Source organism: Sphingobium sp. TCM1, assembly GCF_001650725.1.
In the GTDB taxonomy this organism is placed as follows: domain Bacteria; phylum Pseudomonadota; class Alphaproteobacteria; order Sphingomonadales; family Sphingomonadaceae; genus Sphingobium.
The window spans coordinates 183,012-209,462 of the sequence record NZ_LXVX01000039.1; the positions used below are offsets into that span (position 1 = coordinate 183,012).

30 protein-coding genes are annotated in these 26,451 nt (G+C 66.3%); 12 read left to right on the top strand and 18 right to left on the bottom strand.

Annotated features, from left to right (window positions below; all coding sequences use genetic code 11):
• Positions 1-77 precede the first annotated feature (77 nt).
• From clpS to A7Q26_RS21480, 3 genes are all read right to left on the bottom strand, one after another.
• A complete protein-coding gene (clpS, locus tag A7Q26_RS21470) occupies positions 78-488 on the bottom strand; it encodes an ATP-dependent Clp protease adapter ClpS (RefSeq protein WP_066864265.1) in 411 nt (136 codons plus the stop codon).
• A 116-nt stretch (positions 489-604) separates the two neighbouring features.
• Entirely contained in the window at positions 605-1,543 is a 939-nt protein-coding gene (locus A7Q26_RS21475) for a phasin family protein (protein WP_066864269.1), read from the bottom strand.
• 140 nt (positions 1,544-1,683) lie between these two features.
• Positions 1,684-3,423 carry a PHA/PHB synthase family protein gene (locus A7Q26_RS21480; protein ID WP_066864272.1) on the bottom strand — a complete coding sequence of 580 codons (1,740 nt, stop codon included), beginning with the start codon at positions 3,421-3,423 and terminating at the stop codon, positions 1,684-1,686.
• A 143-nt stretch (positions 3,424-3,566) separates the two neighbouring features.
• Here A7Q26_RS21480 and A7Q26_RS21485 point away from each other — a divergent pair, with 143 nt between their 5' ends.
• The 3 genes from A7Q26_RS21485 (at position 3,567) to A7Q26_RS21495 (ending at position 5,891) form a co-directional block, all read left to right on the top strand.
• The gene (locus tag A7Q26_RS21485) at positions 3,567-4,778 is read left to right on the top strand and encodes an LL-diaminopimelate aminotransferase (RefSeq protein WP_066864273.1); all 1,212 of its coding nucleotides are present in this window, start codon (positions 3,567-3,569) and stop codon (positions 4,776-4,778) included.
• Positions 4,779-4,860: 82 nt separating this feature from the next.
• Positions 4,861-5,340: a DUF2721 domain-containing protein gene (locus tag A7Q26_RS21490; protein WP_198163031.1), complete on the top strand. Its 480-nt coding sequence runs from the start codon at positions 4,861-4,863 to the stop codon at positions 5,338-5,340.
• The gene (locus tag A7Q26_RS21495) at positions 5,337-5,891 is read left to right on the top strand and encodes a (2Fe-2S)-binding protein (protein ID WP_066864280.1); all 555 of its coding nucleotides are present in this window, start codon (positions 5,337-5,339) and stop codon (positions 5,889-5,891) included. Before A7Q26_RS21490 ends, A7Q26_RS21495 begins: the two co-directional genes overlap by 4 nt.
• On the opposite strand, the gene A7Q26_RS21500 is transcribed toward A7Q26_RS21495, so the two are convergent.
• From A7Q26_RS21500 to A7Q26_RS21510, 3 genes are all read right to left on the bottom strand, one after another.
• Complete coding sequence (locus A7Q26_RS21500; RefSeq protein ID WP_066864285.1) at positions 5,876-6,685, bottom strand: DODA-type extradiol aromatic ring-opening family dioxygenase; 810 nt, start codon at positions 6,683-6,685, stop codon at positions 5,876-5,878. The genes A7Q26_RS21495 and A7Q26_RS21500 overlap by 16 nt on opposite strands.
• 71 nt (positions 6,686-6,756) lie before the next feature.
• Positions 6,757-9,324: an HWE histidine kinase domain-containing protein gene (locus A7Q26_RS21505; protein WP_066864288.1), complete on the bottom strand. Its 2,568-nt coding sequence runs from the start codon at positions 9,322-9,324 to the stop codon at positions 6,757-6,759.
• Positions 9,317-9,856, bottom strand: a complete 540-nt coding sequence (locus tag A7Q26_RS21510; protein ID WP_443018178.1) for a biliverdin-producing heme oxygenase — start codon at positions 9,854-9,856, stop codon at positions 9,317-9,319. Before A7Q26_RS21510 ends, A7Q26_RS21505 begins: the two co-directional genes overlap by 8 nt.
• A gap of 242 nt (positions 9,857-10,098) precedes the next feature.
• Between A7Q26_RS21510 and A7Q26_RS21515 the strand changes: the two genes are divergently transcribed.
• The 3 genes from A7Q26_RS21515 (at position 10,099) to A7Q26_RS21525 (ending at position 12,545) form a co-directional block, all read left to right on the top strand.
• Positions 10,099-11,025, top strand: coding sequence for an RcnB family protein (locus tag A7Q26_RS21515; RefSeq protein WP_066864292.1), 927 nt, complete (start codon positions 10,099-10,101; stop codon positions 11,023-11,025).
• 109 nt (positions 11,026-11,134) lie between these two features.
• Positions 11,135-11,809, top strand: coding sequence for a prolyl hydroxylase family protein (locus tag A7Q26_RS21520; protein ID WP_066864295.1), 675 nt, complete (start codon positions 11,135-11,137; stop codon positions 11,807-11,809).
• A 265-nt stretch (positions 11,810-12,074) separates the two neighbouring features.
• Positions 12,075-12,545, top strand: a complete 471-nt coding sequence (locus tag A7Q26_RS21525; RefSeq protein ID WP_066864298.1) for an RcnB family protein — start codon at positions 12,075-12,077, stop codon at positions 12,543-12,545.
• A gap of 204 nt (positions 12,546-12,749) precedes the next feature.
• Here A7Q26_RS21525 and A7Q26_RS21530 read toward each other — a convergent pair whose 3' ends face one another.
• Positions 12,750-14,330 (bottom strand): lysine--tRNA ligase, encoded by a 1,581-nt coding sequence (locus tag A7Q26_RS21530; protein ID WP_066864301.1) that lies wholly within the window; start codon positions 14,328-14,330, stop codon positions 12,750-12,752.
• A 131-nt stretch (positions 14,331-14,461) separates the two neighbouring features.
• On the opposite strand from A7Q26_RS21530, the gene A7Q26_RS21535 reads away from it, so the two are divergent.
• From A7Q26_RS21535 to A7Q26_RS21550, 4 genes are read left to right on the top strand one after another with little or no spacing between them, the layout of a single operon-like run.
• Positions 14,462-14,821 carry a PilZ domain-containing protein gene (locus tag A7Q26_RS21535; RefSeq protein ID WP_066864304.1) on the top strand — a complete coding sequence of 120 codons (360 nt, stop codon included), beginning with the start codon at positions 14,462-14,464 and terminating at the stop codon, positions 14,819-14,821.
• 42 nt (positions 14,822-14,863) lie between these two features.
• Entirely contained in the window at positions 14,864-17,617 is a 2,754-nt protein-coding gene (locus tag A7Q26_RS21540; RefSeq protein ID WP_066864307.1) for an ATP-dependent DNA helicase, read from the top strand.
• Entirely contained in the window at positions 17,614-18,156 is a 543-nt protein-coding gene (locus A7Q26_RS21545) for a SixA phosphatase family protein (RefSeq protein WP_066864310.1), read from the top strand. Before A7Q26_RS21540 ends, A7Q26_RS21545 begins: the two co-directional genes overlap by 4 nt.
• Before the next feature lie 10 nt (positions 18,157-18,166).
• Positions 18,167-18,688, top strand: a complete 522-nt coding sequence (locus A7Q26_RS21550) for a GNAT family N-acetyltransferase (protein WP_066864313.1) — start codon at positions 18,167-18,169, stop codon at positions 18,686-18,688.
• Between the two features lie 6 nt (positions 18,689-18,694).
• On the opposite strand, the gene A7Q26_RS21555 is transcribed toward A7Q26_RS21550, so the two are convergent.
• From A7Q26_RS21555 to rpmF, 5 genes are all read right to left on the bottom strand, one after another.
• A complete protein-coding gene (locus tag A7Q26_RS21555) occupies positions 18,695-19,033 on the bottom strand; it encodes a MerR family transcriptional regulator (RefSeq protein ID WP_066864315.1) in 339 nt (112 codons plus the stop codon).
• An 88-nt stretch (positions 19,034-19,121) separates the two neighbouring features.
• Entirely contained in the window at positions 19,122-19,412 is a 291-nt protein-coding gene (gene ihfA / locus A7Q26_RS21560) for an integration host factor subunit alpha (RefSeq protein ID WP_066864319.1), read from the bottom strand.
• A 91-nt stretch (positions 19,413-19,503) separates the two neighbouring features.
• Entirely contained in the window at positions 19,504-20,472 is a 969-nt protein-coding gene (locus A7Q26_RS21565; RefSeq protein ID WP_066864321.1) for a beta-ketoacyl-ACP synthase III, read from the bottom strand.
• Positions 20,469-21,494: a phosphate acyltransferase PlsX gene (gene plsX / locus A7Q26_RS21570; RefSeq protein ID WP_066864325.1), complete on the bottom strand. Its 1,026-nt coding sequence runs from the start codon at positions 21,492-21,494 to the stop codon at positions 20,469-20,471. The genes A7Q26_RS21565 and plsX overlap by 4 nt, the downstream gene beginning before the upstream one ends.
• A 68-nt stretch (positions 21,495-21,562) precedes the next feature.
• On the bottom strand, positions 21,563-21,742 hold the full coding sequence (rpmF, locus tag A7Q26_RS21575) for a 50S ribosomal protein L32 (protein ID WP_066864328.1): 180 nt from the start codon (positions 21,740-21,742) through the stop codon (positions 21,563-21,565).
• Between the two features lie 220 nt (positions 21,743-21,962).
• Between rpmF and A7Q26_RS21580 the strand changes: the two genes are divergently transcribed.
• A complete protein-coding gene (locus tag A7Q26_RS21580; protein WP_066864331.1) occupies positions 21,963-22,394 on the top strand; it encodes an MAPEG family protein in 432 nt (143 codons plus the stop codon).
• Between the two features lie 14 nt (positions 22,395-22,408).
• Here A7Q26_RS21580 and A7Q26_RS21585 read toward each other — a convergent pair whose 3' ends face one another.
• From A7Q26_RS21585 to A7Q26_RS21605, 5 genes are all read right to left on the bottom strand, one after another.
• The gene (locus tag A7Q26_RS21585) at positions 22,409-23,068 is read right to left on the bottom strand and encodes an MBL fold metallo-hydrolase (protein WP_066864333.1); all 660 of its coding nucleotides are present in this window, start codon (positions 23,066-23,068) and stop codon (positions 22,409-22,411) included.
• A 66-nt stretch (positions 23,069-23,134) separates the two neighbouring features.
• Positions 23,135-23,563, bottom strand: a complete 429-nt coding sequence (locus A7Q26_RS21590; protein ID WP_066864336.1) for an RrF2 family transcriptional regulator — start codon at positions 23,561-23,563, stop codon at positions 23,135-23,137.
• A 90-nt stretch (positions 23,564-23,653) separates the two neighbouring features.
• Positions 23,654-24,709: a glycerophosphodiester phosphodiesterase gene (locus tag A7Q26_RS21595; RefSeq protein ID WP_066864339.1), complete on the bottom strand. Its 1,056-nt coding sequence runs from the start codon at positions 24,707-24,709 to the stop codon at positions 23,654-23,656.
• Positions 24,706-25,062 (bottom strand): ArsC family reductase, encoded by a 357-nt coding sequence (locus A7Q26_RS21600; RefSeq protein ID WP_066864342.1) that lies wholly within the window; start codon positions 25,060-25,062, stop codon positions 24,706-24,708. The genes A7Q26_RS21595 and A7Q26_RS21600 overlap by 4 nt, the downstream gene beginning before the upstream one ends.
• A gap of 15 nt (positions 25,063-25,077) precedes the next feature.
• Entirely contained in the window at positions 25,078-25,458 is a 381-nt protein-coding gene (locus tag A7Q26_RS21605; RefSeq protein WP_066864346.1) for a RidA family protein, read from the bottom strand.
• Between the two features lie 140 nt (positions 25,459-25,598).
• Between A7Q26_RS21605 and A7Q26_RS21610 the strand changes: the two genes are divergently transcribed.
• Positions 25,599-25,916, top strand: coding sequence for a hypothetical protein (locus A7Q26_RS21610; protein ID WP_066864349.1), 318 nt, complete (start codon positions 25,599-25,601; stop codon positions 25,914-25,916).
• A gap of 2 nt (positions 25,917-25,918) precedes the next feature.
• On the opposite strand, the gene A7Q26_RS21615 is transcribed toward A7Q26_RS21610, so the two are convergent.
• On the bottom strand, positions 25,919-26,329 hold the full coding sequence (locus A7Q26_RS21615) for a group II truncated hemoglobin (protein ID WP_066864352.1): 411 nt from the start codon (positions 26,327-26,329) through the stop codon (positions 25,919-25,921).
• Positions 26,330-26,451: the final 122 nt, after the last annotated feature.

A 26,451-nucleotide genomic window follows, 5' to 3' on the forward strand; every position in this document is an offset into this window, starting at 1 on the left:
ACCTTATATTTCAGTCATGTAATGATATGAAATATAAGCGCTACACAGGCTTTCGACCGGTCGACGCGCGCAGGGCGTCACGCCTTCTCCAGCGTGCATTGCAACGGATGCTGGTTCTGCCGGGCGAAATCCATCACCTGGTTGACCTTCGTCTCGGCCACTTCGTAACTGAAGATGCCGCAGACGCCGACGCCGCGCTGATGGACATGGAGCATCACCCGGGTGGCTTCCTCCATGTCCATGCGGAAAAAGCTCTGCAGGACATGCACGACGAATTCCATCGGCGTATAGTCGTCGTTCAGCATCAACACCTTGTAGAGGGACGGCTTCTTGGTGCGCGTGCGGGTACGGGTCGCGATGCCGACGCTGGGGCCGCCCGGTCCCTCGCCCTGATCGTCCTGATCCCGGCCCGCCATCTTCACGGACCACGCCGATGCGGTGGTGACATTGTTCATGATGAAGCAGGATATGGCGATTCGTCCGGTCATGGCAAGGGGTCGCTGTGGCCACTCGGCGCGCCACGGAGCGCATCGCCCTCATGCAAAGGGCGCCCCTTCCCGGTGGAAGGGGCGCCCTCGCGCTATAGTCCGGGGGCCGGGACGCCTCAGGCGGCGAGCGACTTCACCTTGTCGGTGACCAGGGTCACGCGCGCCGTCAGCGGCTGGGCGACATCACCGGCCAGCTTCATGAGCGCTTCGCTGCTCTTGGCGGCTTCCTTGGTGAATTCGTCGAAGCTGCTCGAGAGGAGCTGGCTCTGCAACTGGAAGAATTCGGTCGGGGTCTTGACCGTCGAGAAGGTCTTGAACGAGGTCGTCGCCTTCTCGAAGCTCTTGCGACCATAGTCGACGGCTTCCTGGCCCAGCGATTCCATGCCCTTGGCGGCGATCTTGCCGGATTCGACCAGCGCCTCGACATTGCCCTTGGCGATGTCGCTCAGTTCCTCGATCGCCTTGGTCGACTTCTCGACATTGGCCTTGGCCTTCTCGTTGAAATCGGCATAGGCGGTTTCGAACTTGGCCTTGGTTTCCTCGGCGAACTTCTTTCCGGTTTCGATGACGTCGTTCATGATCTTGGTTCCTTCTGTGGCGGGCAGCGGCTGGGTCGCGATGGTTTCGGCCTTGGCCAGGCTCTCTGTAATTTCGGGTTCGGTCACGGTCGGCGCCATGACGGGCGCCGGCGTCTCGGCCGCAGGCTCCGGCTCGGGCGCAGCATCGACGGCGGTGGTGGCGGCGATGACGGCCACCGGATCGACCGGCATTGCCTCCGGCTCGGCGGGCTGACCCGACGGATTGACGTCGATCGGCTTCACGCTGTCCTGAGGGTTGGTGTCGACGGGCGGCACATTATCCTGCGGATTGCTGTCCACCGGCTTCACGCTCGCTGTCGCGACCTTGCGGGGCGCGGGCTTGGGGGCAGGCTTCTTCTTGACGGGTTCAACGCCGATCGCCGCTTCCGCAGCCTTGAGCGCCTCGGTCGCCGACAATGTCGTCGTACCGGCCTTGCTGCGCGGTGTGTTCCTCGGGGTCTTCGGGGTATCGGCCATGACCATCCTCCGTTTGTTGCAGTGCACAATATAGCGATCGCAAGTCCAATGCAACACTTATTGTGCAGTGCAACAAAACTGCCATCCACGACCCGCCGCAAGACTCCGGCGCCCTGTCGCAAAGGCAGGATTAGAAGGAGTTAACGCGCCTTAACGTAACGTCCCGGCGCATCCTCGACCGCCTTGAACCGGCCCTTGCCCGGCACGCGCGCGCCCTTCACCGGCACCGTCCGCGAATCGAGTCCCTCGATCCAGCCGCGCCAGTCGGGCCACCAGCTGCCCTTCGTCTCCTTCGCACCCGCCAGGAAGGCGTCCAGCGTCGGCTGCGCCTCGTCACAGGCCCAATATTGATATTTCATCGCCGCGGGCGGGTTGATGACGCCCGCGATATGGCCCGAACCGGCGAGCAGGAAGCGGATCGGCCCGGACAGGTTCCGGGTCAGCTGCCACACGCTTTCCAGCGGCGCGATATGATCCTCCTTGCCGGCCTGGACATAGGCCGGGGTCATGATCCTGGTCAGGTCGATCGGCGTGCCGTCGATGCTGATCGCGCCCGGAACCACCAGCAGATTGTCGCGATAGAGCTGCGTCAGATAATCCCGATGCCAGCGCGCCGGCAGGTTGGTGGTGTCGCCGTTCCAGTAGAGGAGGTCGAAGGGCGGATAATCCATGCCGAGCAGATAATTGTTGACGACATAGCTCCAGATCAGGTCGCGACCGCGCAGCAGGTTGAAGGTCGCCGCCATATAGCGCCCGTCCAAAAAGCCCTTGGATGACAGTTGCTCGACCATCTTCATCTGCTCGTCATCGACGAACAGGGCCAGGTCGCCGGCCTGGCTGAAATCGACCTGCGCCGTGAAGAAGGTCGCGCTGGCCACCTTTTCCGCCTCACCCCGCGCCGCGAGCAACGCCAGCGTCGCGGCCAGCGTGGTCCCGGCCACGCAATAGCCGATCGTGTGGACGCTCTTCACCTTCAGCAGGTCGCGCACCGTGTCGATCGCGTCCACCTGCCCCTTCAGGATATAATCGTCCCAGACCAGATCCTTCATCGACGCATCGGCCGACTTCCAGGACACCAGGAAGACGCTGATCCCCTGGTCCACCGCCCATTTGACGAAGCTTTTTTCGGGCGAGAGGTCGAGAATGTAGAAGCGGTTGATCCATGGCGGGAAGATGATGAGCGGCGTCTCCAGCACCGCGTCCGTCGTGGGTGCATAATGGATCAGCTGGTAGAGCGGGGTTTCGTGGATCACTTTGCCCGGCGTCGCGGCGATGTTGCGCCCCAGCTCGAACTGGGTGCCATCGGTATGGGTGAGTTGGCCCTTCTCCAGGTCGGCGAGCATATGCTTGAGACCCTTGACCAGATTCTCACCCCCGCTCTCGATCGTCTTCTGCACGACCTGCGGGTTGGTGAAGGGGAAATTGCTGGGCGCGATCGCGTCGAGCAGGCCGGTGGTGGCGAAGCGCAGCTTGGCCTTCTGCTTCGGGTCCACCCCGTCGACCGCGTCAGCCATCTTCATGAGATAGTCGGACAGCAGCAGATAGCTTTGCCGGATCAGGTCGTAGAAGGGATGTTCGGTCCAGGCCGGGTCGGCAAACCGCCTATCCTTGCGCGAAGCGGGGCTGGTCGCCGGCGCCGGCGCCGGCTGGCTGCGCAGCAGTCCGCCCGAATCGAGGAAGCGCCGCCACAAGGCCATGCCCTCGTCCGCGAAGCTGGTCTGGATGCGGGCGACGATCGCCGGGTCGAAGGGCAGGGTCTGGCCGGTGGTGCCCGCCGCCTGCTCCAGCATCAATTGCTGGGCGCGGCCGATCACCTGGGTCCATTGCTGCATCTCTTCCAGGGTGGGCAGATGGGGCTCCATGATGTCGGCGTTCTGCATGGCCACCTTCCTCTTCCTGGCATCGTCCGTGGGCGCGGCTTTCACTGGCGCGTCACAGATTGGCGGGTTATAGCCAGATTGTGACACGTCAGCGGCGCGTCACGCACTATTCCCTACAGAGAGCTTTCAGGAAAGCCCCAATAATGTCCGAAGAATTCTACCGCATGAAGCGCCTGCCGCCCTATGTCATCGCCGAAGTGAACGCGATGCGGGCCGCGGCCCGCGCCGCGGGAGAGGATATTATAGATCTGGGCATGGGCAATCCCGACCTGCCGCCGCCCGACCATGTGATCGCGAAACTGATCGAGGTCGCGCAGAAGCCGAGCGCCCACGGCTATTCCCAGTCGCGTGGCATCCCCGGCCTTCGCAAGGCGCAGGCCAACTATTATGGTCGCCGCTTCGGCGTGGACATCGACCCCGAAACCGAGGTCGTCGTGACCATGGGGTCGAAGGAAGGCCTCGCCAGCCTCGCCACCGCGATCACCGAGCCGGGCGACGTGGTGCTGGCCCCCAACCCCAGTTATCCGATCCACACCTTCGGCTTCATCATCGCGGGCGCGACCATCCGGTCGGTGCCGACCACGCCGGACGAGAATTATTTTCGTTCACTCGATCGCGCCATGGCCTTCACCGTGCCACGCCCGTCGATCCTGGTGGTGAACTATCCGTCCAACCCGACGGCGGAGACGGTCGACCTCGCCTTCTACGAAAGGCTGGTCGCCTGGGCGAAGGAGAACAAGGTCTGGATCCTGTCCGACCTCGCCTATTCCGAACTCTATTTCGACGGCAACCCGACGCCCTCCATCCTCCAGGTGCCGGGCGCCAAGGATGTCGCGATCGAATTCACCTCGCTCAGCAAGACCTACAGCATGGCCGGCTGGCGCATGGGTTTCGCGGTCGGCAACAGGAAGCTGATCGCGGCGATGACGCGGGTGAAATCCTATCTCGACTATGGCGCCTTCACCCCGATCCAGGCAGCGGCCTGCGCCGCGCTGAACGGCCCGCAGGACATCGTCGAGAAGAACCGGCAGCTCTACCACAAGCGCCGCGACGTGCTGGTCGAAAGCTTCGGCCGGGCGGGCTGGGACATTCCGCCGGCGCGCGCGTCGATGTTCTGCTGGGCACCGTTGCCGCCCGCGCTGAAAGAGATGGGCAGCCTGGAATTTTCCAAGCAGCTCCTGACCCACGCCAAGGTCGCGGTCGCGCCGGGGGTGGGCTATGGCGAGGATGGCGAGGGCTTCGTGCGGATCGCCATGGTCGAGAATGAACAGCGGCTGCGCCAGGCGGCGCGCAACATCAAGCAGTATCTCAAGTCCATGGGCATCAACACCCCCTCGTCCAAGGGCGTGGCCTGAACTATCGACCGGACCGGACGGGCGGGCGCGGCATCGCCACTTTTCTCCTGATCCGCTGGTTGGTAGGGAAGCGGGGATGACCATGATCCCCGCCCTCCCCCAAGTCTCGCAGGTCGCACAGACGATCCAGCTGGCGCTCGCACCGGTCTTCCTGCTGGCGGGCATCGGCGCCTTCCTGAATGTCTGCGTCAGCCGCCTGGCGCGGATCATCGATCGCGCCCGCGCGGTGGAGGAACTGGTGCTCACCACCCGCGGCAAGGAGCATGACCGGATGGTGAGCGAGATCCGCGTGCTCGACCGGCGGATGAGCGTGGTCAATGCCGCCATCTTCCTGTCGGTCGCATCGGCCTGCGCGGTCTGCCTGGTCGTCATCCTGCTGTTCGCGGGCAATCTGTTCGGCGCCCATCTCGGCACGCCGATCGCAATCCTGTTCAGCCTGGCCATGCTGTTGCAGGCGGGCGCCTTCGCCACCTTCATCCAGGAAATCCGGCTCGCCTCGCGCACCATCCATATCCGCAACGAAGTCCTCTACCACAAGGTGGAGGAGGAAGAGGCGGCGTGACCAAATTCACCGTCAACGACCGGCCGGTGCAATATCGGATGGACCCGGACACGCCCCTGCTCTGGGCGCTGCGCGATGCCTCCAACCTCACCGGCACCAAATATGGCTGCGGCACCGGCGACTGCGGCGCCTGCACGGTCGACATCGATGGCGAGGCGATACGCGCCTGCCAGGTGTCGATCGGCAAGACCGAGGGGCGCTTCGTCACCACGATCGAGGCGCTTTCGCCCGATCGCGGCCATCCGCTGCAACAGGCATTCGCCGCCGACAATGTGTCGCAATGCGGCTATTGCATCCCCGGCATGATCATGGCCGCGTCGGTGCTGCTGCGCCGGACCAACGATCCGAGCGACGAGGAGATTGACGCCGCGATCACCAATATCTGCCGCTGCGGCATCTATCCCCGGCTCCGGGGCGCGATCAAGCGCGCGGGGCGGATCATGCGGGGGGAGGAACAGGTGGCCGCTGCGCCGCCACCGGGCATCGCGCCCGAAGAGGCGGCGCGGACGGTTCCGGCTCTCGGCCGCCCCACCGCTCAGCCGAAGCGATAGCCCGACACGGTCCAGCCCATCACGCTGCTGCGATGGTCGCAGGTCGCCGCATCGTCGCCTCCTGCGCCCAGCGCCACCATCAGGGGCAGCAGATGCTCCTCGCGCGGATGGGCGAAGCGGGCCTGCGGCAACTGGTCCCAGGCGGCGACCCGCATCGCCCGGCGCTCCGGGTCCGGGTCGGTGACGGCGGCGGTCAGCGCATAGTCCCAGGCGGTCGACGGCGCGATCGCCTGCGGCCCGCGCACGCGCAGATTGTGGAAACTCATGCCCGACCCGACGATCAGCACGCCTTCGTCGCGCAGCGGCGCCAGGGCGCAGCCCGCGGCGATATGGGCCGCCGGATCGAGGTCATGGCGCAGTGAAAGCTGCGCGATTGGAATGTCTGCATCGGGCAGCGCCACCTTCATCGGAATGAAGACGCCATGGTCCCAGCCGCGCGCCGCTTCCTCGCCCGTGGCGAAGCCGGCATCGCGCAGCAGGCCCGCCGCGCGCCGGGCCAGATCGGGAGCGCCCGGCGCATCCCAGCGCAGTGCATAAGTGTGCGGCGGAAAGCCATGATAGTCGAACAGCAGCTCTGGCTGGACACCGACATGGACAGTGAAGTCCGTCTCTTCCCAATGTCCCGAAACGAGCAGGATCGCCCTTGGCCGTTCGGGCAGGTCGGCGATCAGGCCCGCCAGATAATCCTGCATCGGATGCCATATCGGGTCGCTGTGCGGCCGGTCGGGATCGGAAGGGTCCATGAAGAAGCAGGGACCGCCGCCATGGGGGATGAACAAGGTCGGTTGTGTCATGGTCGTACAATCGGGACTGCGCCCGATGCGGACAACGGACAATGCGGAAACTGTCTGTTTCGCTGTCGGTTTCAGCCCTGGGCGTCCATCACCGGTCCCAGCGCCTGCGCCAGCGTCGCGCCCGAATAGGGCTTCTTGACCAGCGTCATGGACTGAAAACGCGCCGGCAGTTCCAGCCCGTCGCCATAGCCGGTCGCGAAGAGGAAAGGGATGCCCCGTTCCGCCAGCAGATCCGCCACCGGCAGGCTGGTCTCATGGCCCAGATTGAAGTCGAGCACGGCCAGATCAACCGGCTGGGTCGCGATCGCTTCGCGCGCGCGGCCGACGCTCGCGGCGGTCATCACCTCCGCCCCCAGGTCGCGCAGCGCATCCTCGCCGTCCATGGCGATGATCATATTGTCCTCGACCAGCAGGACGTGGCGGCCCTTGAGCAGGCTGGGCGTCGCCGGCGCCGCGGGCTTTGCACGCTCCCGCCCGATGCCGTCGGGCAGAACCGAAACGACATGGCGCGACGGCACGCAGAATTGCGCCTCGATCCCGGCCAGCCGATAATGGATCTCCGCATGACCGCCCAGATCATAGGGGATCGAGCGTTCGATCACGGTGGAACCGAAGCCGCGACGCGTCGGCGCGACCACCGGCGGGCCGCCGCTTTCGACCCAGTCGATCAGCAGGCTGCCATCCTGGTCCACGCGCCAATCGATCGACACCGATCCATTGTCCGACAGCGCGCCATATTTGGCGGCGTTGGTCAGCATTTCATGGATGACCAGCGCCAGCACGGTAAAGCAGCCGGGCGTCAGCAGCACATTGGGGCCGGTCAGCCGCACCCGGTCGCTGCGTTCGCCGAGATAGGCGCCCGCCTCCACCTCGATCAGGTCGTAGAGCCGTGCCGGGCTCCATCGATCGGCGGTGATCTGGTCATGTGCACGCGCCAGCGCATGGACGCGACTTTCCAGCGTGGCGATAAATTCCTCCACCGATCCGGCGCTGTCGCGGGTCTGAGACAGCAGGCCGCGGATCAGCGAGAGGATATTGCGGACCCGGTGGTTGAGTTCGGCGATCAGCAGTTCCTGCTTCTCATGCGCGCGCTGCCGTTCGGCATCGGCGGAGTCCGACAGGCGCAGGATCACCTCCAGCAACGCAGTACGCAGCGCTTCGGCAACGCGCAGTTCGGCCGGGGTGAAAGGCAGCGCCACGCCCTGCACCAGTTGCGACCATTGTTCGAAACTCTTGCGCGGAGTGAGGCGCGGGCCGTTCGGGCCATATTCGATATGCTTGTCCTGCTTGCCCGCCCAGCGCACCGATCGCAACTGTTCGGCGCGGAACAGCACGACATAGTCGCGCGGCCGGCGCGACAACGGAATGGCGAGGATGCCGGCGGCGCGATCGGCATGGACCGCCGCTTCGGGCAGGACGCGGGTCAGGCTGTCGGTCGTATAGACCTGGCTGGCGGCGACCCGGTTCAGCATCTGCACGATCGCGACGAAGGCAGGCTCGTCGGGCGTCAGGCCCGAAAAGGTCATCTGCCCGTCGATATAAACGCCGACGCCATCGGCGGGAATCGTGTCGAAGATGATGTCGCCCAGCCAGCGCGCATTGGACAGCAGGTCATGATCCTGCGCCACCGCCGCCAGCAGACGGTCGGCGACCTGCCGCGCCTTGCCCTCATAGGTGGCGGTTTCGGCGCGCTCGCGGCTTTCGAGCATCATCGAAAAGATCTGGCCGAACAGTTCGGCCGCGCTGCGCTGGGCGAATGTCGGCAGGCGCGGGCTGTAATGATGGCAGGCGAACAGCCCCCACAGCCTGCCGTCGACGATGATCGAGATGGAGAGCGACGCGCCCACGCCCATATTGCCGAGATATTCGATATGGATCGGCGACACCGCTCGCGTTAGGCACAGCGACATGTCGAGCGCCGCCCCGGTCGGGTCCAGCGCGGGCACGACCGGCACCGGCTCCGCGTGCACGTCGGCGATGATGCGGAAGATGTTGCGCAGATAGAGCGCGCGTGCCTGGACCGGAATGTCGGACGCCGGATAGTGGAGGCCGAGGAAGCTGTCGACGCCGGGCTTGAGCGCTTCGGCGACGACCTCGCCGTCGCCGCCGTCGGCGAAGCGATAGACCATCACCCGGTCGAAACCGGTCAGCGCCCGCACCTGACGCGCGCCATCGCGCAGGAAGGCGGTCATGCCGTCCGCCTGTCCCAGCCGCGCCACCATCGACCGGACGGTGCTGCTCGCCTCCATTTCGTCATGGCTGGCGGGTTCGGCCTCGATCACCACCAGCGGGCCGGAGAAATGCACCGCCACGTCGAAGGCCGTGCCGCCGTCCATCAGCGCGAGCGAAAAGACGCGCTCGACCGAATCGGGACCGCGAAGCAGGGTGATGCGATTGCGCAGCGCATGGATGGCATCGCCGGAGAAGATCGCGCTGATCGGCCGGCCCAGCAGATCGTCCGGCGCAAGGCCGATGAAGGCGGCGCTGTTCGCCGACACCCGCGACACCAGCCAGTCGGCCGTCAACGCGATCAGGAAGCCGAAAGGCTGGACCTTGCCCAGCACATGGATCGGCTCGCGATCGCAGTTGGTGAGGTCGACGGCGAAATCGATCGCGCCAGGATCACGGCCATCAGCCATGTCCGGCCATCCGCGCTTCCTCGCCCGCCCTGGCAAACAGGGCGAAGGCGGCCAGAGCGCCCTGCACGGCGTCCTCCAGCCAGCCTTCGCCGCCTTCCGCCGCAGCGCTGTCGAGCGCGCGCTGGAAGGAAAGCCATTCGCCCTTGCCATGAACGGCGGAGAGATAGGCGCTGGGCAGGCCTTCCCCCACCTGCCGCGCCAGCATCGCGCCGCCCAGCCGCGATCCTTCGAGCGTGTAGAGAAGCCCCCAGCGATAGCCGTCGGCCGCTTCGTCGGCGGCTGGCAACGGCGCGGGCAACGCCGTTCCCAATGCATCCAGATCGTCGGCCAGCAGCGGCAGACGCGGCGATGCCGGACGGGCGACCGGCTCGATCGCACCGAGCGCACGGCCATGGGCGGTCAGGAAGACGCGGTAGCTTGTCGCCGAATCGAGCGGCAAATCCGCGAACAGCGCATCCACGCGCCGATGGCTGTCCATCGTCGCATCACGCAGGGCCTGACGCACGCGGCCGTCATCGGGGGATTTCTTCACTCGGCAGTCCTAAAGGGAGTGAAAGCGGCTTGCACTGATCTGGATCAGCTTTTCCGCCGCGTCGCAATTTTGTTGCTGCGCCGCTACAACAACGAAGGATGAGAAATATATGCCCCGATGTCCATATTGGGTTGTCGATTTCCTTTCTGAACGCTGACGGTCGGGTTCAGACTTGCGACACGCCGCATCACCTATACCGGCATCATGACGGGACGGTCTGTCCCCGGTTGAGGATATGAACGATGTTCAGGAAAATGATGCTGGCCGGCCTGATGGGCGCGACACTGCTGGGCGGGATCGCGCCCGCCTATGCCCAGGCGCAGGCGGGGCAGGAACGCGGCAATCGCGGCGAGCGCGCTGCCCGGGCGGGTGGCGACGGCGCGGGCTGGCGCGGCGAACGCCCAAACCAGGCGCGCGGCGAGGGCGGCGCGCAACGCTGGCAACAGCGCGGCGATGCTGGCGGGCAGCGCTGGCAGCAGCGTGCGGCCCAACCGCCTGCCGGACAAATGGCCCCGCCGCGCCCCGATTCACGCTGGCGCGGGGAACCCAACCTGCCCGCCAACCGCGCCGTCGAGCAGGCGGCGCGCGAACGGCGCGAGCAGCGACAGGATTGGCGCGACGATCGGCGGGACGATCGACAGGAGTGGCGCGGCGACCGGCGCGATGACCGGCATGATGCGCGGAACGACCGCCGCGACGATCGCCAGGACTGGCGCAACGACCGCAGGGATGACCGGCAGGACTGGCGGAACGACCGGCGCGACGACCGGCGCTGGACCGACAATCGCGGCTGGAGCGGCACCAGCTGGAACAATGGCCGCCGCTACGACGACCGCACCCGCTGGAGCAACCAGCGGCGCTGGGACAATGGCTGGCGCAACGATCGCCGCTATGACTGGAGCAGCTATCGCAGCCGCTATGGCGACCGCTACCGGATCGGCCGCTATTATGCCCCGCGCGGCTGGGACTATGGCTATCGGCGCTTTTCGGTGGGGATATTCCTCAACAGCCTGCTCTATTCCAACAGCTACTGGCTGAGCGATCCCTATGCCTATCGCCTGCCGCCCGCCTACGGCACGCTGCGCTGGGTGCGTTATTATGACGATGCGCTGCTGGTCGATCTGCGCGACGGCTATGTCGTCGACGTGATCCATGATTTCTTCTGGTAGGCGAACGGCCCACTCCCCTTCCTGAACTGGCCTTCAGGAGTGCCTGGCCCCGGCGTGGCGACGCGCCGGGGTCTTTTCATGCCCGCCTCCGCTGTGGCAATGGGCGGGGATGACCGACATGATCGACGACGGGGGCATCGCCTCGCCCGCCCGCGCGCAATTTGGCGCCAGCGTCCGCGCCCGGCTGGACCGCAATCCGATGGTGAGCCGGATCGATTCGCCGCATCTGGACATCTACGGCCGCCAGAATTTCCTGAGCGCGGAGGAATGCGCCGGCCTGCGCGAACTGATCGACGCCAGCGCCAGGCCGTCGTCGCTCTTTTCCGGCAGCGCCAACGCCGACTATCGCACGAGCCATAGCGGCAATCTCAGCCCGTGGAACCCGCTGGTCGAATCCATCACCGGCCGCATCTGCGCGCTCACCGGCCTGCCCGCCAGCCATGGCGAAACGTTGCAGGGGCAGCGCTATACCGAGGGCCAGGAATATCGGGTCCATTGCGACTATTTCCCGGTGACGGCCGATTATTGGCAGGCCATGCGCGAGAGCGGGGGGCAGCGCACCTGGACGGCGATGATCTACCTCTCGCCCGTCGAGGCGGGGGGAGAGACGCATTTCCCGCAGTGCGAATTCATGGTGCCCCCGGTCGAGGGTATGATCCTGATCTGGAACAATATGGACCGCGACGGCGCGCCCAACCGCTTCAGCCTGCACGCGGCGCGCCCGGTCGAACGTGGCACAAAATATGTCGTCACCAAATGGTTTCGCGAACGCCCCTGGGGGTGATGCCGGCTGCGTCGACCTGCGCCCCAGCGTGCCGCCCGGCGCCAATATCATATGGGTGGGGGAGCCGGCCGGTGCCGCCTCGACACGCGCATTCCAGCGCATTTTCAGACACCAGCCGGCGATACACTTTGCGACATAAATGACTGGAATCTGACTGGATCATTCCCGACCCGTTCAGGCGCGGCAGGGCATATCTCCTCTCGTTGACGAAGGAACCCGGCCTCACTGACGGGGTTCATCCGTCAAGCCGAATGGGAGATATTCTATGCGTAAGTTCATCATTCTGGGTCTGCTGGCCGCCACCGTCGTTCTCGGCGTCGCGTCTGCCCAATCCTATGGCGAGGCGCGCCGCAGCGAACGCAATGTGCGTGAAGAACAGCGCGACCTGCGCCAGGCGCAGCGCTATGGCGACCGCCATGACGTGCGCGAGGCGCGCCGCGATGTCCGCGACGCCCGGCAGGAAGCACGCGAGGACTGGCAGGATTATCGCCGATCGCACCGCGACGTCTATCGCGGCGGCAACTGGCGCGCGCCTTTCCGCTACACCGCCTGGAACCGGGGCGCGCAGTTGCGGCCGACCTATTACAGCTCGCGCTATTATATCGCCGACCCCTATCGCTATCGCCTGCCCCGTCCGGGCGCGAACCTGCGCTGGGTCCGCCACTATAATGACGTGCTGCTGGTCAACGTCCGTACCGGTCGTGTGATGGAGGTGAATCGCGGCTTCTTCTGGTAAGCGCTGCGAGAGAAAAAAAACGGCTCCGATCATCCGATCGGGGCCGTTTCCTCTTTCCCGCCCTTGGCCGCGCCGCCCGTTTCCGGGCGCACGCGGCCGATGACACGCGCAAGGCGCATCACCAGTCCGAAAGGGGGGTGGACCATATGCGCAAACGCGAAATCGGGTAGAATGTTCCCGTTCCGCGCCGGTTTGCGCAATAAATTATCCCGCCAACGCCTCTGCGATCAGCTTGCGGCTGTTTTCAACACCATAGAGCGCGATGAAGCTGCCCATGCGCGGTCCCTGGTCGGCGCCCAGCAGCGTCTGGTAAAGCGCCTTGAACCAGTCGCGCAGTTCGGCGAAGCCGAACGCCTCATCCTTGCCGATGGCGTAGACGATATTCTGGATATCTTCAGCCGTAGCCTCGCCCGGCAGCGCCGCCAGTTCCGAGTCCAGCCGGGCGAGCGCCGCAGCCTCGTTCGGCTCGGGCGCGCGCCGCTGGAGCGTCGGGGCTACGAAATCGCGGTGATAGGCCAGCGCATGGCCGATCAGCGCATCGAGCTCGGGATAGGTTTCCGCGCTCGCGCCGGGCACATAATTCTGGAGATAGCCCCAGACCTGGTCGCTGCTGGCGTCACCCATCACGCCCACAAGGTTCAGCAACAGGCCGAACGTGACCGGCAGTTCCCCCTCCGGCAGCTTGCCGTCGTGGATGTGATGCACCGGGTTGCCCAGTTGCTGCTCGATCGCTTGGCGGGGATAATTGCCGCGGAACTGCCAATATTCGTCGACCGCGCGCGGGATCACGCCCATGTGCAGCTGCTTGGCCTTCTTCGGCTCGCGATAGGCGTAGAAAGCCAGGCTCTCCTGCGGGCCATAGGTCAGCCATTGTTCCAGGCTAAGACCGTTGCCCTTGGACTTGGAGATTTTCTCGCCCTTTTCGTCGAGGAACATCTCATAGTTGAAGCCTTCGGGCGGGCGGCCGCCGAGCGCGCGGCAGATTTTCGACGACTGCGTCACCGAATCGATCAGATCCTTGCCCGCCATTTCATAGTCGACGCCCAGCGCGTACCAGCGCATCGCCCAGTCGACCTTCCATTGCAGCTTGGCACCGCCCGAAAGGATCGACTGCTCGATCATCTCGCCCTCATCCTCGAAACGGACGAGACCGGCCTCTGCGTCGATCACCTCGACCGGCACCTGAAGCACGATGCCGCTCTTCGGGCTGATCGGCAGCACCGGCGAATAGGTCGCCTGCCGTTCCTTGCGCAGGGTCGGCAGCATGATGTCCATGATCGCCTGGTAACGGCGCAGCACCTGGCGCAGCGCTTCGTCGAAGGCGCCTGCATTGTAGCGCTCGGTCGCCGAGACGAATTCATAGTCGAATCCGAAACGGTCGAGAAACTCGCGCAGCATCGCATTGTTATGATGCGCGAAACTCTCATATTTCTCGAAGGGATCGGGTACCTGCGTCAGCGGCTTGCCCAGATATTCGGTCAGCATCGCCTGGTTAGGGACATTGTCCGGCACCTTGCGCAGCCCGTCCATGTCGTCGCTGAACGCCACCAGCCGGGTCGGGATATCCGACAGCGCATGGAAGGCGTTGCGGACCATGGTGGTGCGCAGCACTTCATTGAAGGTGCCGATATGCGGCAGGCCCGACGGGCCATAGCCGGTTTCGAACAGGATATGCCCCTTGTCGGGCGCAGCACCGGGGTAGCGCTTGAGCAGCTTGCGGGCTTCCTCATAGGGCCAGGCCTTGGACGCCTGAGCGGCGCTGCGGAGAATGTCGGACATGGTCATAGTGCCAAAGCCCCTAGCTCCGGACATGCGCGAAGGAAACGCTATTTCGAGGCAAAAGCGCGTTGAGAATCGTTCTCACCTTTACATTTCATTAACCCTGTTTGTGCATGATTGCGGCGATTGGAGGCCCTATGCACATACAGCGCAGCCGTGAGCGCGTCTCGGTGGACATCCCGATCGTCGTGACGACGGTACTCGACAGCCTGGAAGGCACGATCATCGACCTGAGCGAAGGCGGGGCGCAGGTCGTGGGGTGCAGCCTCCCTGCCGGCAGTTCCTGCCAGATCGATCTGGATGGCTTCATCACCTTCGGCACGGTGCGTTGGTCCGAAGAGGACCGGATGGGCATCCGCTTTCCCTATGAACTGAGCGACGGACCGCTGTTCGACCGGCTCGAACTGGCCCGCGCTGCAAAGCGCACGCCCGCCGCGTTCCAGCCCCGCATTCAGGCGATGATGGGCGGTGGTGGATTCGGACGCCGGATCGGCTGAATCAGGTTTTCCTTTTGTTCCCGTTCGCCTAAACCCCGGCGAGTGATCGATCCCGCCACATTGCCCGCACTCCACGCCAGCCATGGCGGAATCTGGCTGCGCGACGACGGCCGCACCCAGGCGCTGGCCAAGGGACAGGCGATCGCGCGCGCCGCCGAAACGCCGGTGCTGCTGCTCAATGCGCCGCTGACGGGACAAAGGCTCGGCTATCCCGACCTCAATGGCCTCGACCTGCTCGAACTCTGGGCCTTCCTCCACCCTGCCCGATTCCTGGTGCCGACGCCCAAGGGACTGGCGCAGGCGCTGGACCTGCCCGCACCCACCCATGAAGGGGATATTCCCGCGCTGCTGCAACAGGGCGCAACGCTGCTGCTGGCCCGCCTCGCATCGCCTGACTGGCCGGAGCGCGAAGGCGGCTGGACCGCCGCGCAGGCGCTGCACCGGCTGCGCTGGCCCTGGTCGCCGCTGGTCGCGCCGCGCATCGCCCGGCCGAAGGAAGCGGAACGCTGGCTCTTTTCCAAGCTGCCTGAATGGGAGGAGGCGCAGCCCCGTCCCGCCCCCCGCAGCATCACCCTGCCCGAACATCAGGTGCTGGCCCGGCTCGACGCGCTGACCGGAGCGATGGCCGAACCCCGTCCCGGCCAGCGCGCCTATGCCGCCGCCGCGAGCACCGCCTTTCGCCCGCGCCAGCATCGCGACCAGCCCAACATGCTGCTGGCCGAAGCCGGAACCGGCATCGGCAAGACCTTGGGCTATCTCGCCCCCGCCTCGCTCTGGGCGGGAGAGGCGCAGGGGACGGTGTGGGTGTCGACCTACACCAAGGCGCTGCAACGCCAGCTCGACCGCGAATCGCTGCGACTCTTCCCCGATCCGGCGGTCGCGGCCAGGCGAGTGGTGGTGCGCAAGGGGCGCGAAAATTATCTCTGCCTGCTCAACCTCGAAGATGCGCTCCAGGGCGGTTTTTCCGGGCGCGCCGCGATCCTGGCGCAATTGGTCGCGCGCTGGGCGGCGTTCAGCAAGGATGGCGACATGGTCGGCGGCGACTTGCCCGGCTGGTTGCCGACGCTGTTCCGCCGCAATGGCTCCACCGCCCTCACCGACCGGCGCGGCGAGTGCATCTATGCCGGCTGCCCGCATTACCGCAAATGCTTCATCGAGCGGTCGGCCCGCGCCAGCGTCGATGCCGACATCGTCATCGCCAACCATGCACTGGTGATGATCAACGCCGCGCGCGGACGGGAAACGGGGCAGCGGCCGCAACGGATCATCTTCGACGAAGGCCATCATCTCTTCGACGCCGCCGATTCGACCTTCTCGGTCGCGCTGTCCGGGCAGGAGGCGATCGAGCTGCGTCGCTGGATCATGGGGCCGGAGGGCGGATCGCGTGGACGCCGCCGGGGCCTGGCCGCGCGCCTGTCCGACATGGCGAGCTATGACGAGGAGGGCGGACAGGCGATCCGCGCGGCGGTGGACGCGGCGCAGGCCTTGCCCGCCGACGACTGGCTGAAGCGCGTGGTGGCGGGCGAACCCTTCGGCCCGCTGGAGGCGCTGCTCGGCGCGGTCCGGGGCACCGTCTACGCTCGCGCCGCAGACGCCGGGGAGGCGGACGCCGGCTATGGACTGGAAACCGAGTTGGCGGAGCCCGACGGCGCGCTGGTGGAAGCCGCGCAGGAGGCCGCGCTGGCTCTCGACGCCCTCGTCAAGCCGCTCGTCCGCCTCGCCCGCCGGCTGGAGGCGGTGATCGAGGATGCGCCCGACTGGCTGGACGGCGCGGCGCGGGCGCGGATCGAGGGTGCGGTCGCCTCGCTGGGCTGGCGACGCGACCTGATCGCCGCCTGGCTGGCGCTGCTCGCCAGGATCGGCGGCCCGGCCGACCCCGATTATGTCGACTGGATGACCGTCGACCGGATCGAGGGGCGCGAGTTCGACATCGGCATCCACCGCCACTGGCTCGACCCGACCCGCCCGCTCGCCGAAACCGTGCTGAAACCGGCACAGGGCGTGATCGTCACCTCCGCGACGCTCAAGGGCGGGGGCGAATGGGACAATGCCGAAAGGCGCAGCGGCGCGCGTCACCTGCCCCATGGCGCGGAGCGGTTCGAGGCGACCAGCCCGTTCGACTATCCGGGCCGCGCGGAGGTGCTGATCGTCACCGACATCAAGCGGGGCGACATCGCCGCGCTGTCGGGTGCCTATGGCCGGCTGATCGAGGCGGCGGGCGGCGGGACGCTGGGCCTGTTCACCGCGATCCGGCGGCTGCGCGCCGTCCACGCCCGCATCGCCGACCGGCTCGCGCGTGGCGGCCTGCCGCTCTACGCCCAGCATGTCGATCCGATGGACACCGGCACACTGGTCGACATCTTCCGCGACGATCCGCGCGCCTCGCTGCTCGGTACCGACGCGTTGAGGGACGGCGTCGACGTGCCGGGCCATTCGCTGCGGCTGGTGGTGATGGAAGGCGTGCCCTGGTCCAAGCCGACCGTCCTGCACGCCGCGCGTCGGCTCGCCGGCGGCGGCAACGCCTATGACGACCGGCTGATCCGGGCGCGGCTCGCCCAGGCCTTCGGTCGCCTGATCCGCCGGGCCGAGGACCGGGGCAGTTTCGTCATCCTGTCGGCCGCCATGCCAAGCCGCCTCTTGACCGCCTTTCCCCCCGGCACGCCGATCCGCCGGCTGACGCTGGACGAGGCGATCATTGCCGTCAGCGCCGGGGCGAGCAGCGAAACGCTTGGCGAAGCCGGTTCGTTAGGGCATCAGGGGCGCGAATCCGGCTTGCCCCAACAGGAGAGAAAATGAAGCGTCTGACCCTGTTGCGCCACGCCAAATCGGACTGGGACGATCCGGTGGCGCGCGATTTCGACCGGCCTCTGAACCGCCGGGGAGAGAAGGCCGCGCTGCTGATGGGCCAGTTCGCCGCAAAACGGAACATGGCGTTCGACTTTCTGATCGCCTCTCCCGCGGTGCGGGTGGTGCAGACGCTGGACACATTCTTCGCCGGCTATGGCGAGACGCTGGACGCCCATTGGGATCGCCGCATCTATCTCGCCTCCGCGCCGACCCTGCTGGACGTGGTGCGCGACCTGCCCGACAGCGCCGCACATGTGCTGATGGCGGGGCATAATCCGGGCTTCGAGGAACTGATACTGGACCTGGTGCCCGACGATGGCGCCAATCCGCTGCGCGAGGATGTGGAGGTCAAGTTCCCGACAGCCAGCCTGGCCGTGCTGGACCTGGCGATCGACCACTGGCGCCAGGCGGCGACCAAGGGCGCGACGCTGGCCAGCTTCACCCGCCCGCGCGACCTCGACCCCGCGCTGGGGCCGGGGACGCGCTGAGCCGCCGGGCATGACGCCGATCGCCTGGCGACGCGCCGAGCCACAGGACGCCGCCGCGCTGTCGATCCTGGGCGGCGCGACATTCCTCGCCAGCTTCGCGCACGACCATCCGGGCGCCGCCTTGGTCGCCCATATCCGGAACGCGCATGGCGAGGCCTATTATCAGGCCGCGCTCGCCGATCCGGCTCAGACCGTCCTGATCGGGGAAACGCCGCTCGGCGCGCCGGTGGGTTATGTCATGATGACGCCGCCCGACCTGCCGCTGCCGACCGACGCGGCCCGCGACCTGGAGATCAAGCGCGTCTATCTCCTCGCCGGATGGCAGGGCGGCGGCCATGGCGACCGGGTGATGGCGCTGGTAGAGGAAGAAGCGCGGCGTCGCAGCGCGCAGCGGCTACTGCTGGCGGTCTATCCGCAGAATGAGCGCGCCCGGCGCTTCTATGCCCGGCACGGCTTTGTCCATGTCGGCGAGCTGACCTTCATGGTCGGCGACGAGCCGTTCCGGGACCTGATCTACGCCCGGAAGCTGTAGGGCCTTTCAGAGTTTCAGCGCAGCGGCCAGCGCGGCGCGTATGCCCTCGAGCCGCACGACCAGATCCTCCGCCGGTGCGTCGGCAGGCGCCGCCCCAGCGGCGCCCTCCCCGTCGGCCAGCGCCTTCTGCGCGCCCTTCACGGTGAAGCCCTCGACATGGAGCAGATGGTGGATGCGCCGCGCCAGCGCCACATCATCCGGCCGATAATAGCGGCGATTGCCCGATCGCTGCAGCGGCCGCAGCTGGGGAAAGCGCGTTTCCCAATAGCGCAATATATGTTGGGGCAAACCCAGCTCGCCGGCCAGTTCACTGATCGTAAGAAAGGCCCCCTCCGCTTTTTTCATGACAGGAATGTTGCACCCATCATCCCGGCTAGGTCAACCGTGGTAAATGGCCGTTAAGGCAGAAAAAGCGGCGGCCGAACGTCCCGTTTCAAGCCACCCGGTCGCGCATCGTCTGGCTGGCGCGGAACGTCAGCACCCGGCGCGGCTCGATCGGCACCTCGACTCCGGTCTTGGGATTGCGGCCCATGCGTTGCGTCTTGTCCCGCAGCACGAAGGTGCCGAAACTCGATATCTTCACATTTTCGCCGCGCTCCAGCGCCGCCGACATATGGTCGAGAATGGATTCGACCAGCGCCGCCGCTTCCGCTCGCGACAGACCGACATGGCGATTCAGGCTCTCCGCGAGGTCCGCCCGCGTCAACGTCCCAGTGCCGCTCATTTCCCGTCCCCTCTCGCCTAGCGATCACCCCCCGATGACCTACCCGCGAATCTGACGGATTTACAGTGATTCGGCAAGACTACCCAAAAGGTTAGACCCGAAGGACGCAGGCGCCCCAGGTGAAGCCGCCGCCCATCGCTTCCAGCACGACCAGATCACCCGGCTTGATCCGGCCGTCGCGGACGGCGACGTCCAGCGCCAGCGGCACCGAGGCGGCCGATGTGTTGGCATGGCGATCCACGGTCATGATGACCCGGTCGGCCGGTAGCTTGAGCTTGCGCGCCGTCGCGTCGAGGATGCGGGCATTGGCCTGGTGCGGAACCAGCCAGTCGATCTCGGTGGCCGGCAGCCCGACCTGCGTCATCACCTCGGTCAGGACGGAGGCGAGGTTGACCACGGCATGGCGGAACACTTCCTGCCCCTTCATCCTCAGCTTGCCGACCGTCTGCGTGGTCGATGGACCGCCATCGACATAGAGAAGCTGGTTGTGGCGGCCGTCTGCGTGCAGCTTCGACGCCAGGATGCCGCGCGCGCCCTCCAAGCTTTCCTCCGCACCCAGCACGATCGCGCCGGCGCCGTCGCCGAAGAGGACGCAGGTCGTGCGATCCTCCCAGTCGAGGATGCGGCTGAACGTCTCCGACCCGATCACCAGCGCGCGATTGGCCGCACCCGACCGGATCATGCTGTCAGCCACGGTCACGGCATAGAGGAAGCCCGAACAGACTGCGGCGACGTCGAAGGCGACGCAGTCGTCGATGCCCAGCGCCGCCTGCACCTTGGTCGCGGCGGCGGGGAAGGTCTGGTCCGGCGTCGCCGTCGCCAGGATGATGAGGTCGATCTCCTGTGCGGCGAGGCCGGCGGCGTCCAGCGCGGCAAGGGCGGCATCGGTGGCGAGCGTCGCGGTCGTCTCGCCCTCGCCCGCGATATGGCGGGTGCGGATGCCGGTGCGCTCGACGATCCATTCGTCGCTGGTGTCGACGGTCTGCGCCAGTTCCGCATTGGTGACGATGCGCGCGGGCAGGGCCGAGCCCGTCCCCAGAAGGATCGAACGGCGGATCACTTGGCGGGCTGCTCCAGCTTCGACGCGGCGGCCGAAAGCCCCCCTATTCCCGCCATGTCGGCGGCGATGCGACGGGTGATGTCCTCTTCCAGCAAGCGAGCGGCGACATGGACGGCATTGGCCACGCCCTTTTCGTCCGCACTGCCGTGGCTCTTCACCACCACGCCGTTCAGGCCCAGGAAAACCGCGCCATTATGATTGTTGGGGTCGAGATGATGCTTGAGCATGTACATGGCCGGCTTCGAAATCAGGAAGCCGATCTTCGACCGGATCGAACTGGTGAAGGCCTTGCGCAGCACGTCGGTAACGAAACGAGCGGTGCCCTCCGCCGTCTTGAGCGCGACATTGCCGGAAAAGCCGTCGCAGACGATGACGTCGGTGTCGCCGCGGCCGATCTTGTCGCCTTCGGTGAAGCCGTCGAACTGGAGTGGCAGGCTGTCGGCGCTGCGCAGCACCGCGGCGGCGTCGCGGATCTCGTCGGTGCCCTTCAGTTCCTCGGTGCCGATGTTGAGCAGGCGCACGCGCGGCCGGTCGAGATCGAAGGCGATGCGCGCATAGGCCGCGCCCATGACCGCGAACTGGACGAGGTTGCGGGCGTCGCACTCGGTGTTGGCGCCCAGGTCCAGCATGATGACGTCATTGTCGCCCAGCGTGGGCAGCATCGCGGCGAGCGCGGGCCGGTCGACACCCGGCATGGTGCGCAGCGCGACCTTTGCCATCGCCATCAGCGCGCCGGTATTGCCGGCGGACACCGCCGCCCCGGCCTCGCCCGCCTTCACGGCGGCGATGGCCTTGGCCATGGAGCTGCTTTTCTTGCGAATCGCGACGCTGGGCTTGTCCGAGCCGTCGACGACCGTGTCGGCGTGAACGATGTCCGACGCCGCCCGCAAATTGGGGTGATGGTCGAGCGCAGCCTTGATCCGCTCCTCGTCGCCGAACAGGGTGAAGCGAAGCCCATCATGACGGCGACGGGCCAGCGCGGCCCCTGCCATCATCACGCGCACGCCTTCGTCCCCGCCCATCGCGTCGATTGCGATTCGCGGTTGGCCTGACACTTTAGTTCACCCCTTTGCGGAGTAGAGAAAAGGGCTTACGCCCCGACGGCGACGATTTCGCGGCCGTTATAGTGACCGCAGGCGTCGCACAGATTGTGCGGGCGCTTCAGTTCACCACAGTTCGAGCATTCCTGGAACGCCTCGACGCGCAGTGCGTCATGGCTGCGGCGCATACCGCGGCGGGAAGGAGAAGTCTTGCGCTTGGGGACAGCCATGTCGGCACCTTATTCCATATATCAATCTGGTTGTGCGACTGGCCGGTATCCGAATGGTGCCGACGCCAACGGCGCCGCAGACCCATGCGGCCCGGGTGATCGCGAAGCCCTGCGCCTATAGCGCTTTTTGACGGAGGCGCAAGTGCTTCCTTATCCTTTGACCTTGCCCCCCTGCCCCCGCGGACTAGGGTGCGGCCCACCAGACAAGGGGGATTTGACGATGCTGCTGCCGATCACGCTGACCTTTGCGGCTGCCTGCGCGCTGCTCAACCTCTGGCTCGCGATTCGCTGCGCACGGATTCGCATCGGCGACAGGGTGCTGCATGGCGATGCCGGCAACAGCCTGCTGGCGCGACGGATGCGCGCGCACGCCAACTTCGTCGAATATACGCCGATCGTGCTGATCCTGTTCGCGCTGATCGAACTGGCGGTGGGCGCGTCGCTGTGGCTGTGGATCGGGGCGCTGGCCTATGTGCTGGCGCGCGTCGCCCATGGTTTCGGCATGGACGCCGACAAGCCCACGGCCACCCGCGCGGGCGGTGCGCTGCTCAGTTGGATCATCATGGTCGTGCTGGCGATCGCGGCGCTGATGCTGGCCTATAGTGCGACGCGCGAGGTGCCGGCACCACCGGCGCTGGCGGCGCGGGCCTAACCAACCGTCGTTCGTCAGCGCGCCAGCACCGAATCGGCGACGAAGGGGTTGGTGCGCCGCTCATGGGCGAAATTGCTCATCTGGCCATGACCGGGGACGAAGGCGGTGTCGCCGCCCAACGGCCAGAGCTTGCCGGTGATGGCGTCGATCAGATCCTGATGATTGCCGCGCGGGAAGTCGGTGCGGCCGATCGACCCCTGGAACAGCACGTCGCCCACGATGGCCAGCTTGCTGGGCGCATGGTGGAAGACGACATGGCCCGGCGTGTGGCCGGGGCAGTGAATGACATCGAGCACCAGATTGCCGACCGTCACCTGATCGCCGTCCTGCAGCCAGCGGTCCGGCTCGAAACTCTCGCCCGGCAGCCCCCAGCGTTCGCCATCGGCAGCCAGCCGGTCGATCCAGAAACGGTCATCCTCATGCGGCCCCTCGATCGGGACATCAAGGTCGCGCGCCAGCACCCCCGCCTGCCCGCAATGGTCGATATGGCCATGGGTAACGAGGATCTTCTCGATCGTCACGCCATGCTGCGCCGCTGCCTGCTTGAGCACCGGCAGGTCGCCGCCCGGATCGACGAAGGTGCCGCGCATCGTTTCCGTGCACCAGAAGAGCGTGCAATTCTGCTGCAACGGGGTGACGGGGATCAGGACGGCTTTGAGCGGCGGCGTGGTCATGGCTTACGCATGTGGCGAAGCAGCGCGGCCAGCGCAAGACCCAGGCTGGGCCGTCCGGCGTGGGGGTCAGGCTCCGTCATCCGCCACCGCGAACGGCTCGGCAAGGCTGATGCTGTCCAGCACCTTGGCCGTTTCGTCGCGGACGCGCAGCATCACCCGGTGCAGGCGACATTCCGATTCGGGCAGGCAGTTGGTGCAGCTTTCATGGGCGAAGCGGCTGGCGCAGGGGGTCAGCGCCAGCGATCCGCGCGTCAGCCGGACGATGTCGCCATAGCTGATGTCGACAGGTGCCAGCGCCAGCCAATAGCCCCCGTCCCGCCCCCGCTGCGTCGCCACCAGCCCTTCGCGTGACAATTCGGACAGGATCACGGTCAGGAACTTGGCCGGGATATTCTGTCGCGTGGCGATCTCGTTCAGGGGTACGGGGCCTTGGCGGTAGCGGTCGGCGAGATGCTGGAGGGCGCGGATGGCGTAACGGGTCTTCTGGGACAGCATGACTTCGTTATTCGCCTGCGGGCGGGCTTTGGCAAGTCAAGTGACCCGGTCGCGAAGGAAGTTTTCCGGGCTGGCGGCGCTTTATCCCGATCAGGGATTGGCGGCGGTCAAAGCCGCGCGCGCCTGGCCGGGAAAGTCGCTGAAGAGGCCATCCACACCGGTCGCTGCGATCGCCCGGACATAGCCGGCGAAGTCGCCCCGCCCCTGCGGATCGTCGAGCCGCTGGTAGGCGGCGGGCAGGAAGCTGTTTTCCATCCGCAGCGTCCAGGCATGGACCGCAAGCCCCGCATCATGGGCACGCCCGACCAGCGCGGTCGGGCCTTCGGGCGCGATCAGCAGCGCCGCCGACGGGCCGATGCCGTCGGCATAGGCCGCGATGTCGGACAGCCCCCGTACCGTCAGCATGTCGGCGTAGGTCGTTCCGGGCAGGTCGGCGGGGCCGCCCTCCGCGTCGACCAGCTGGATCAGGCGCAGGCGGGTCGCGGCGCGCAGCGCGCGCAGGTTGCCGACCTCGAAGGACTGGATGAAGACCGGGTCCGCCTCCGTCTGATAGCCGTAGCGGCTGAGCAGTTCGAGCAGCGCCGCCTGGTGCGGCAGGCCCAGCCCCGCGAAATAACCGGGATGCTTGGTTTCGGGATAGAGGCCGATGCGGCGGCCGGTTTCCGCTTCCTTGGCGCGGACCAGCTTCAAAATCTCCTCGAAGGTCGGGATCGGATAGAGATCGTTGAAACGCCGGTTGGCCGGACGCAGGTCGGGCAGTCGTTCGCGCGCGCGCAGGGTGCGCAGTTCGGCGAGGGTGAAATCCTCCGTAAACCATCCGACCATCTGGATGCCGTCGATCGTCTTGCTGGTCTTGCGGTCGGCAAACTCCGGGTGGTCGGCGACATCGGTAGTGCCGCTGATCTCATTCTCATGCCGGGCGACGAGGACCCCGTCCTTCGTCAGGACCAGGTCCGGCTCGATATAGTCGGCGCCCTGGTCGATCGCCCGCTCATAGGCGGCGAGCGTATGTTCGGGCCGTTCGCCGCTGGCGCCGCGATGGGCGATCAGGATCGGTTCGGCAGCCGAGGCCGACGGGGCGACGGAAAGGGGGATGAGGCTCATGAGCAGGATCGCCCCGATGCGCGCCAGCCCCCGTCCGATCACGCCTTCACGCCCTGCAACGCCTCTTCATAGGTCGTCGCCTTGAAACCGACGATCGTACCCTTGCCGGTGTCGAGGATCGGGCGCTTGATCATCGAGGGGTTGGTGATCATCAGCAGGATCGCCTTGTCCGCGTCGATATGCGCCTTGTCACCGGCGTCGAGCGCCTTGAAAGTCGTGCCGGAGCGGTTGAGGATGGTTTCCCAGCCATGCTCCATCACCCATTCCTCCAGCTTGGCCTTGTCGACGCCCGCGACCTTGTAGTCGTGGAAGCCGTAGGCGACGCGCTCATTGTCCAGCCAGTTGCGGGCCTTCTTGATCGTGTCGCAATTCTTGATGCCGTACATGGTAATCATGATGCTGCGCTCCTGTTACCCTTTGAAGGCGGTGACTTCGATTTCGATCTTCATGTCCGGCTTGACGAGGCCGGCGACGACGCAGCTGGCGGCGGGCCGGATGTCGCCGAACACGGGGCCGGCAATCTCACCCATCACGTCCCAGTAAGCGGCGTCGGTGATATAATAGGTAACGCGCACGACGTCGGAAAAGGCGAAGCCCGCATCCTCCAGCGCCTTGCCGATCACCTTGAGGGCGTTCCTGCCCTGCTCCACCACGCTTTCGGGCATGGTCTTGGTTTCAGGGTCCGTACCGGTGGTACCGGCGACGAAGCACCAGTCGCCCTGGACGACGGCGCGCGAATAGCCGACCTGCGCCTCGAAGGGCGAGCCGGAGGAAATGAGCTGGCGGGGCATGAGGGGGATTCCTGCTGCAGTGCGAAAGGATCGACCGCGCCTTTGCCCCCTTGTCCTGGCGCTGTCCAGCGCTTTCGCCGGAACAGCCGGGCACGCGGGCCGTTGAGGCGGCATCATCCCTTCAATCAAGGAGAGCCGCGATGGACCGCCCTACCCCGGATCGCGAACTGCCCGTTACCGAATCGGACGAGAATGGCGAGCAGGCCGAGGCCGGCACCCAGGCGCAGGATGTCGCCGACGATGCGCGCGCCCGCTCGACCGACCTGGCCGAGGACAGCGAGCGCGGCGGACGAAGCAACCCGGCGCAGATCACGCCCGACGATACCGAGGATCTGGTCGAGAAGATGGAGGCGATGACCCGCTCCGGCCGGATCGACATGGACGCCTATGCCGGCGAGCCGCAGATGGACGACGAAATGGACAGCTATGGCGCGACCGACGATGAGGACGAGGATTGAGGTCAGGCCGCCGCGCTGCCCTCCAGCCCGAAATTGATCATGCCCCGCGCCATGTGGCCGAGCGCTTCGGCCATGGCGTCGCCGATCGCGGGATCGAGATCCTCTTCGCCCGCTATCGCGCAGGCCATGGCGGTCGCCCATTGATCCGCCAGGGCCGGGGTGATCGGGAAGGCGCGATGCAGCGACATGATGCAGGGTCCGCGCTCGAACCAGTCGCGCGGACCGCCCAGCCAGCCGCACAGGAACCGGGTGAGGCCGTGGCGCACGGCGGTCAGGTCCGCCGCATGGATGGCGCGCAACGCCGCATAGGCCGCGTCCTGTTCGATCAGGTCGTAGAAGCGGTGCGCGATGGCGCGGACCACCGGCTCGCCGCCGATGCGGGCATAGGGGCTGGGCGGCGCGGCGGCATTCATGAAATCGGCTCCGTTTCGGATGGTCCCGTCACAGCATGGCAGGCCGCGTCGGAGCGGCATTGACATGCGTCAAATCGTTGCGCCGCCGGATCGGCGGGAAGCTGGAGCGGCTTTAACGGGCT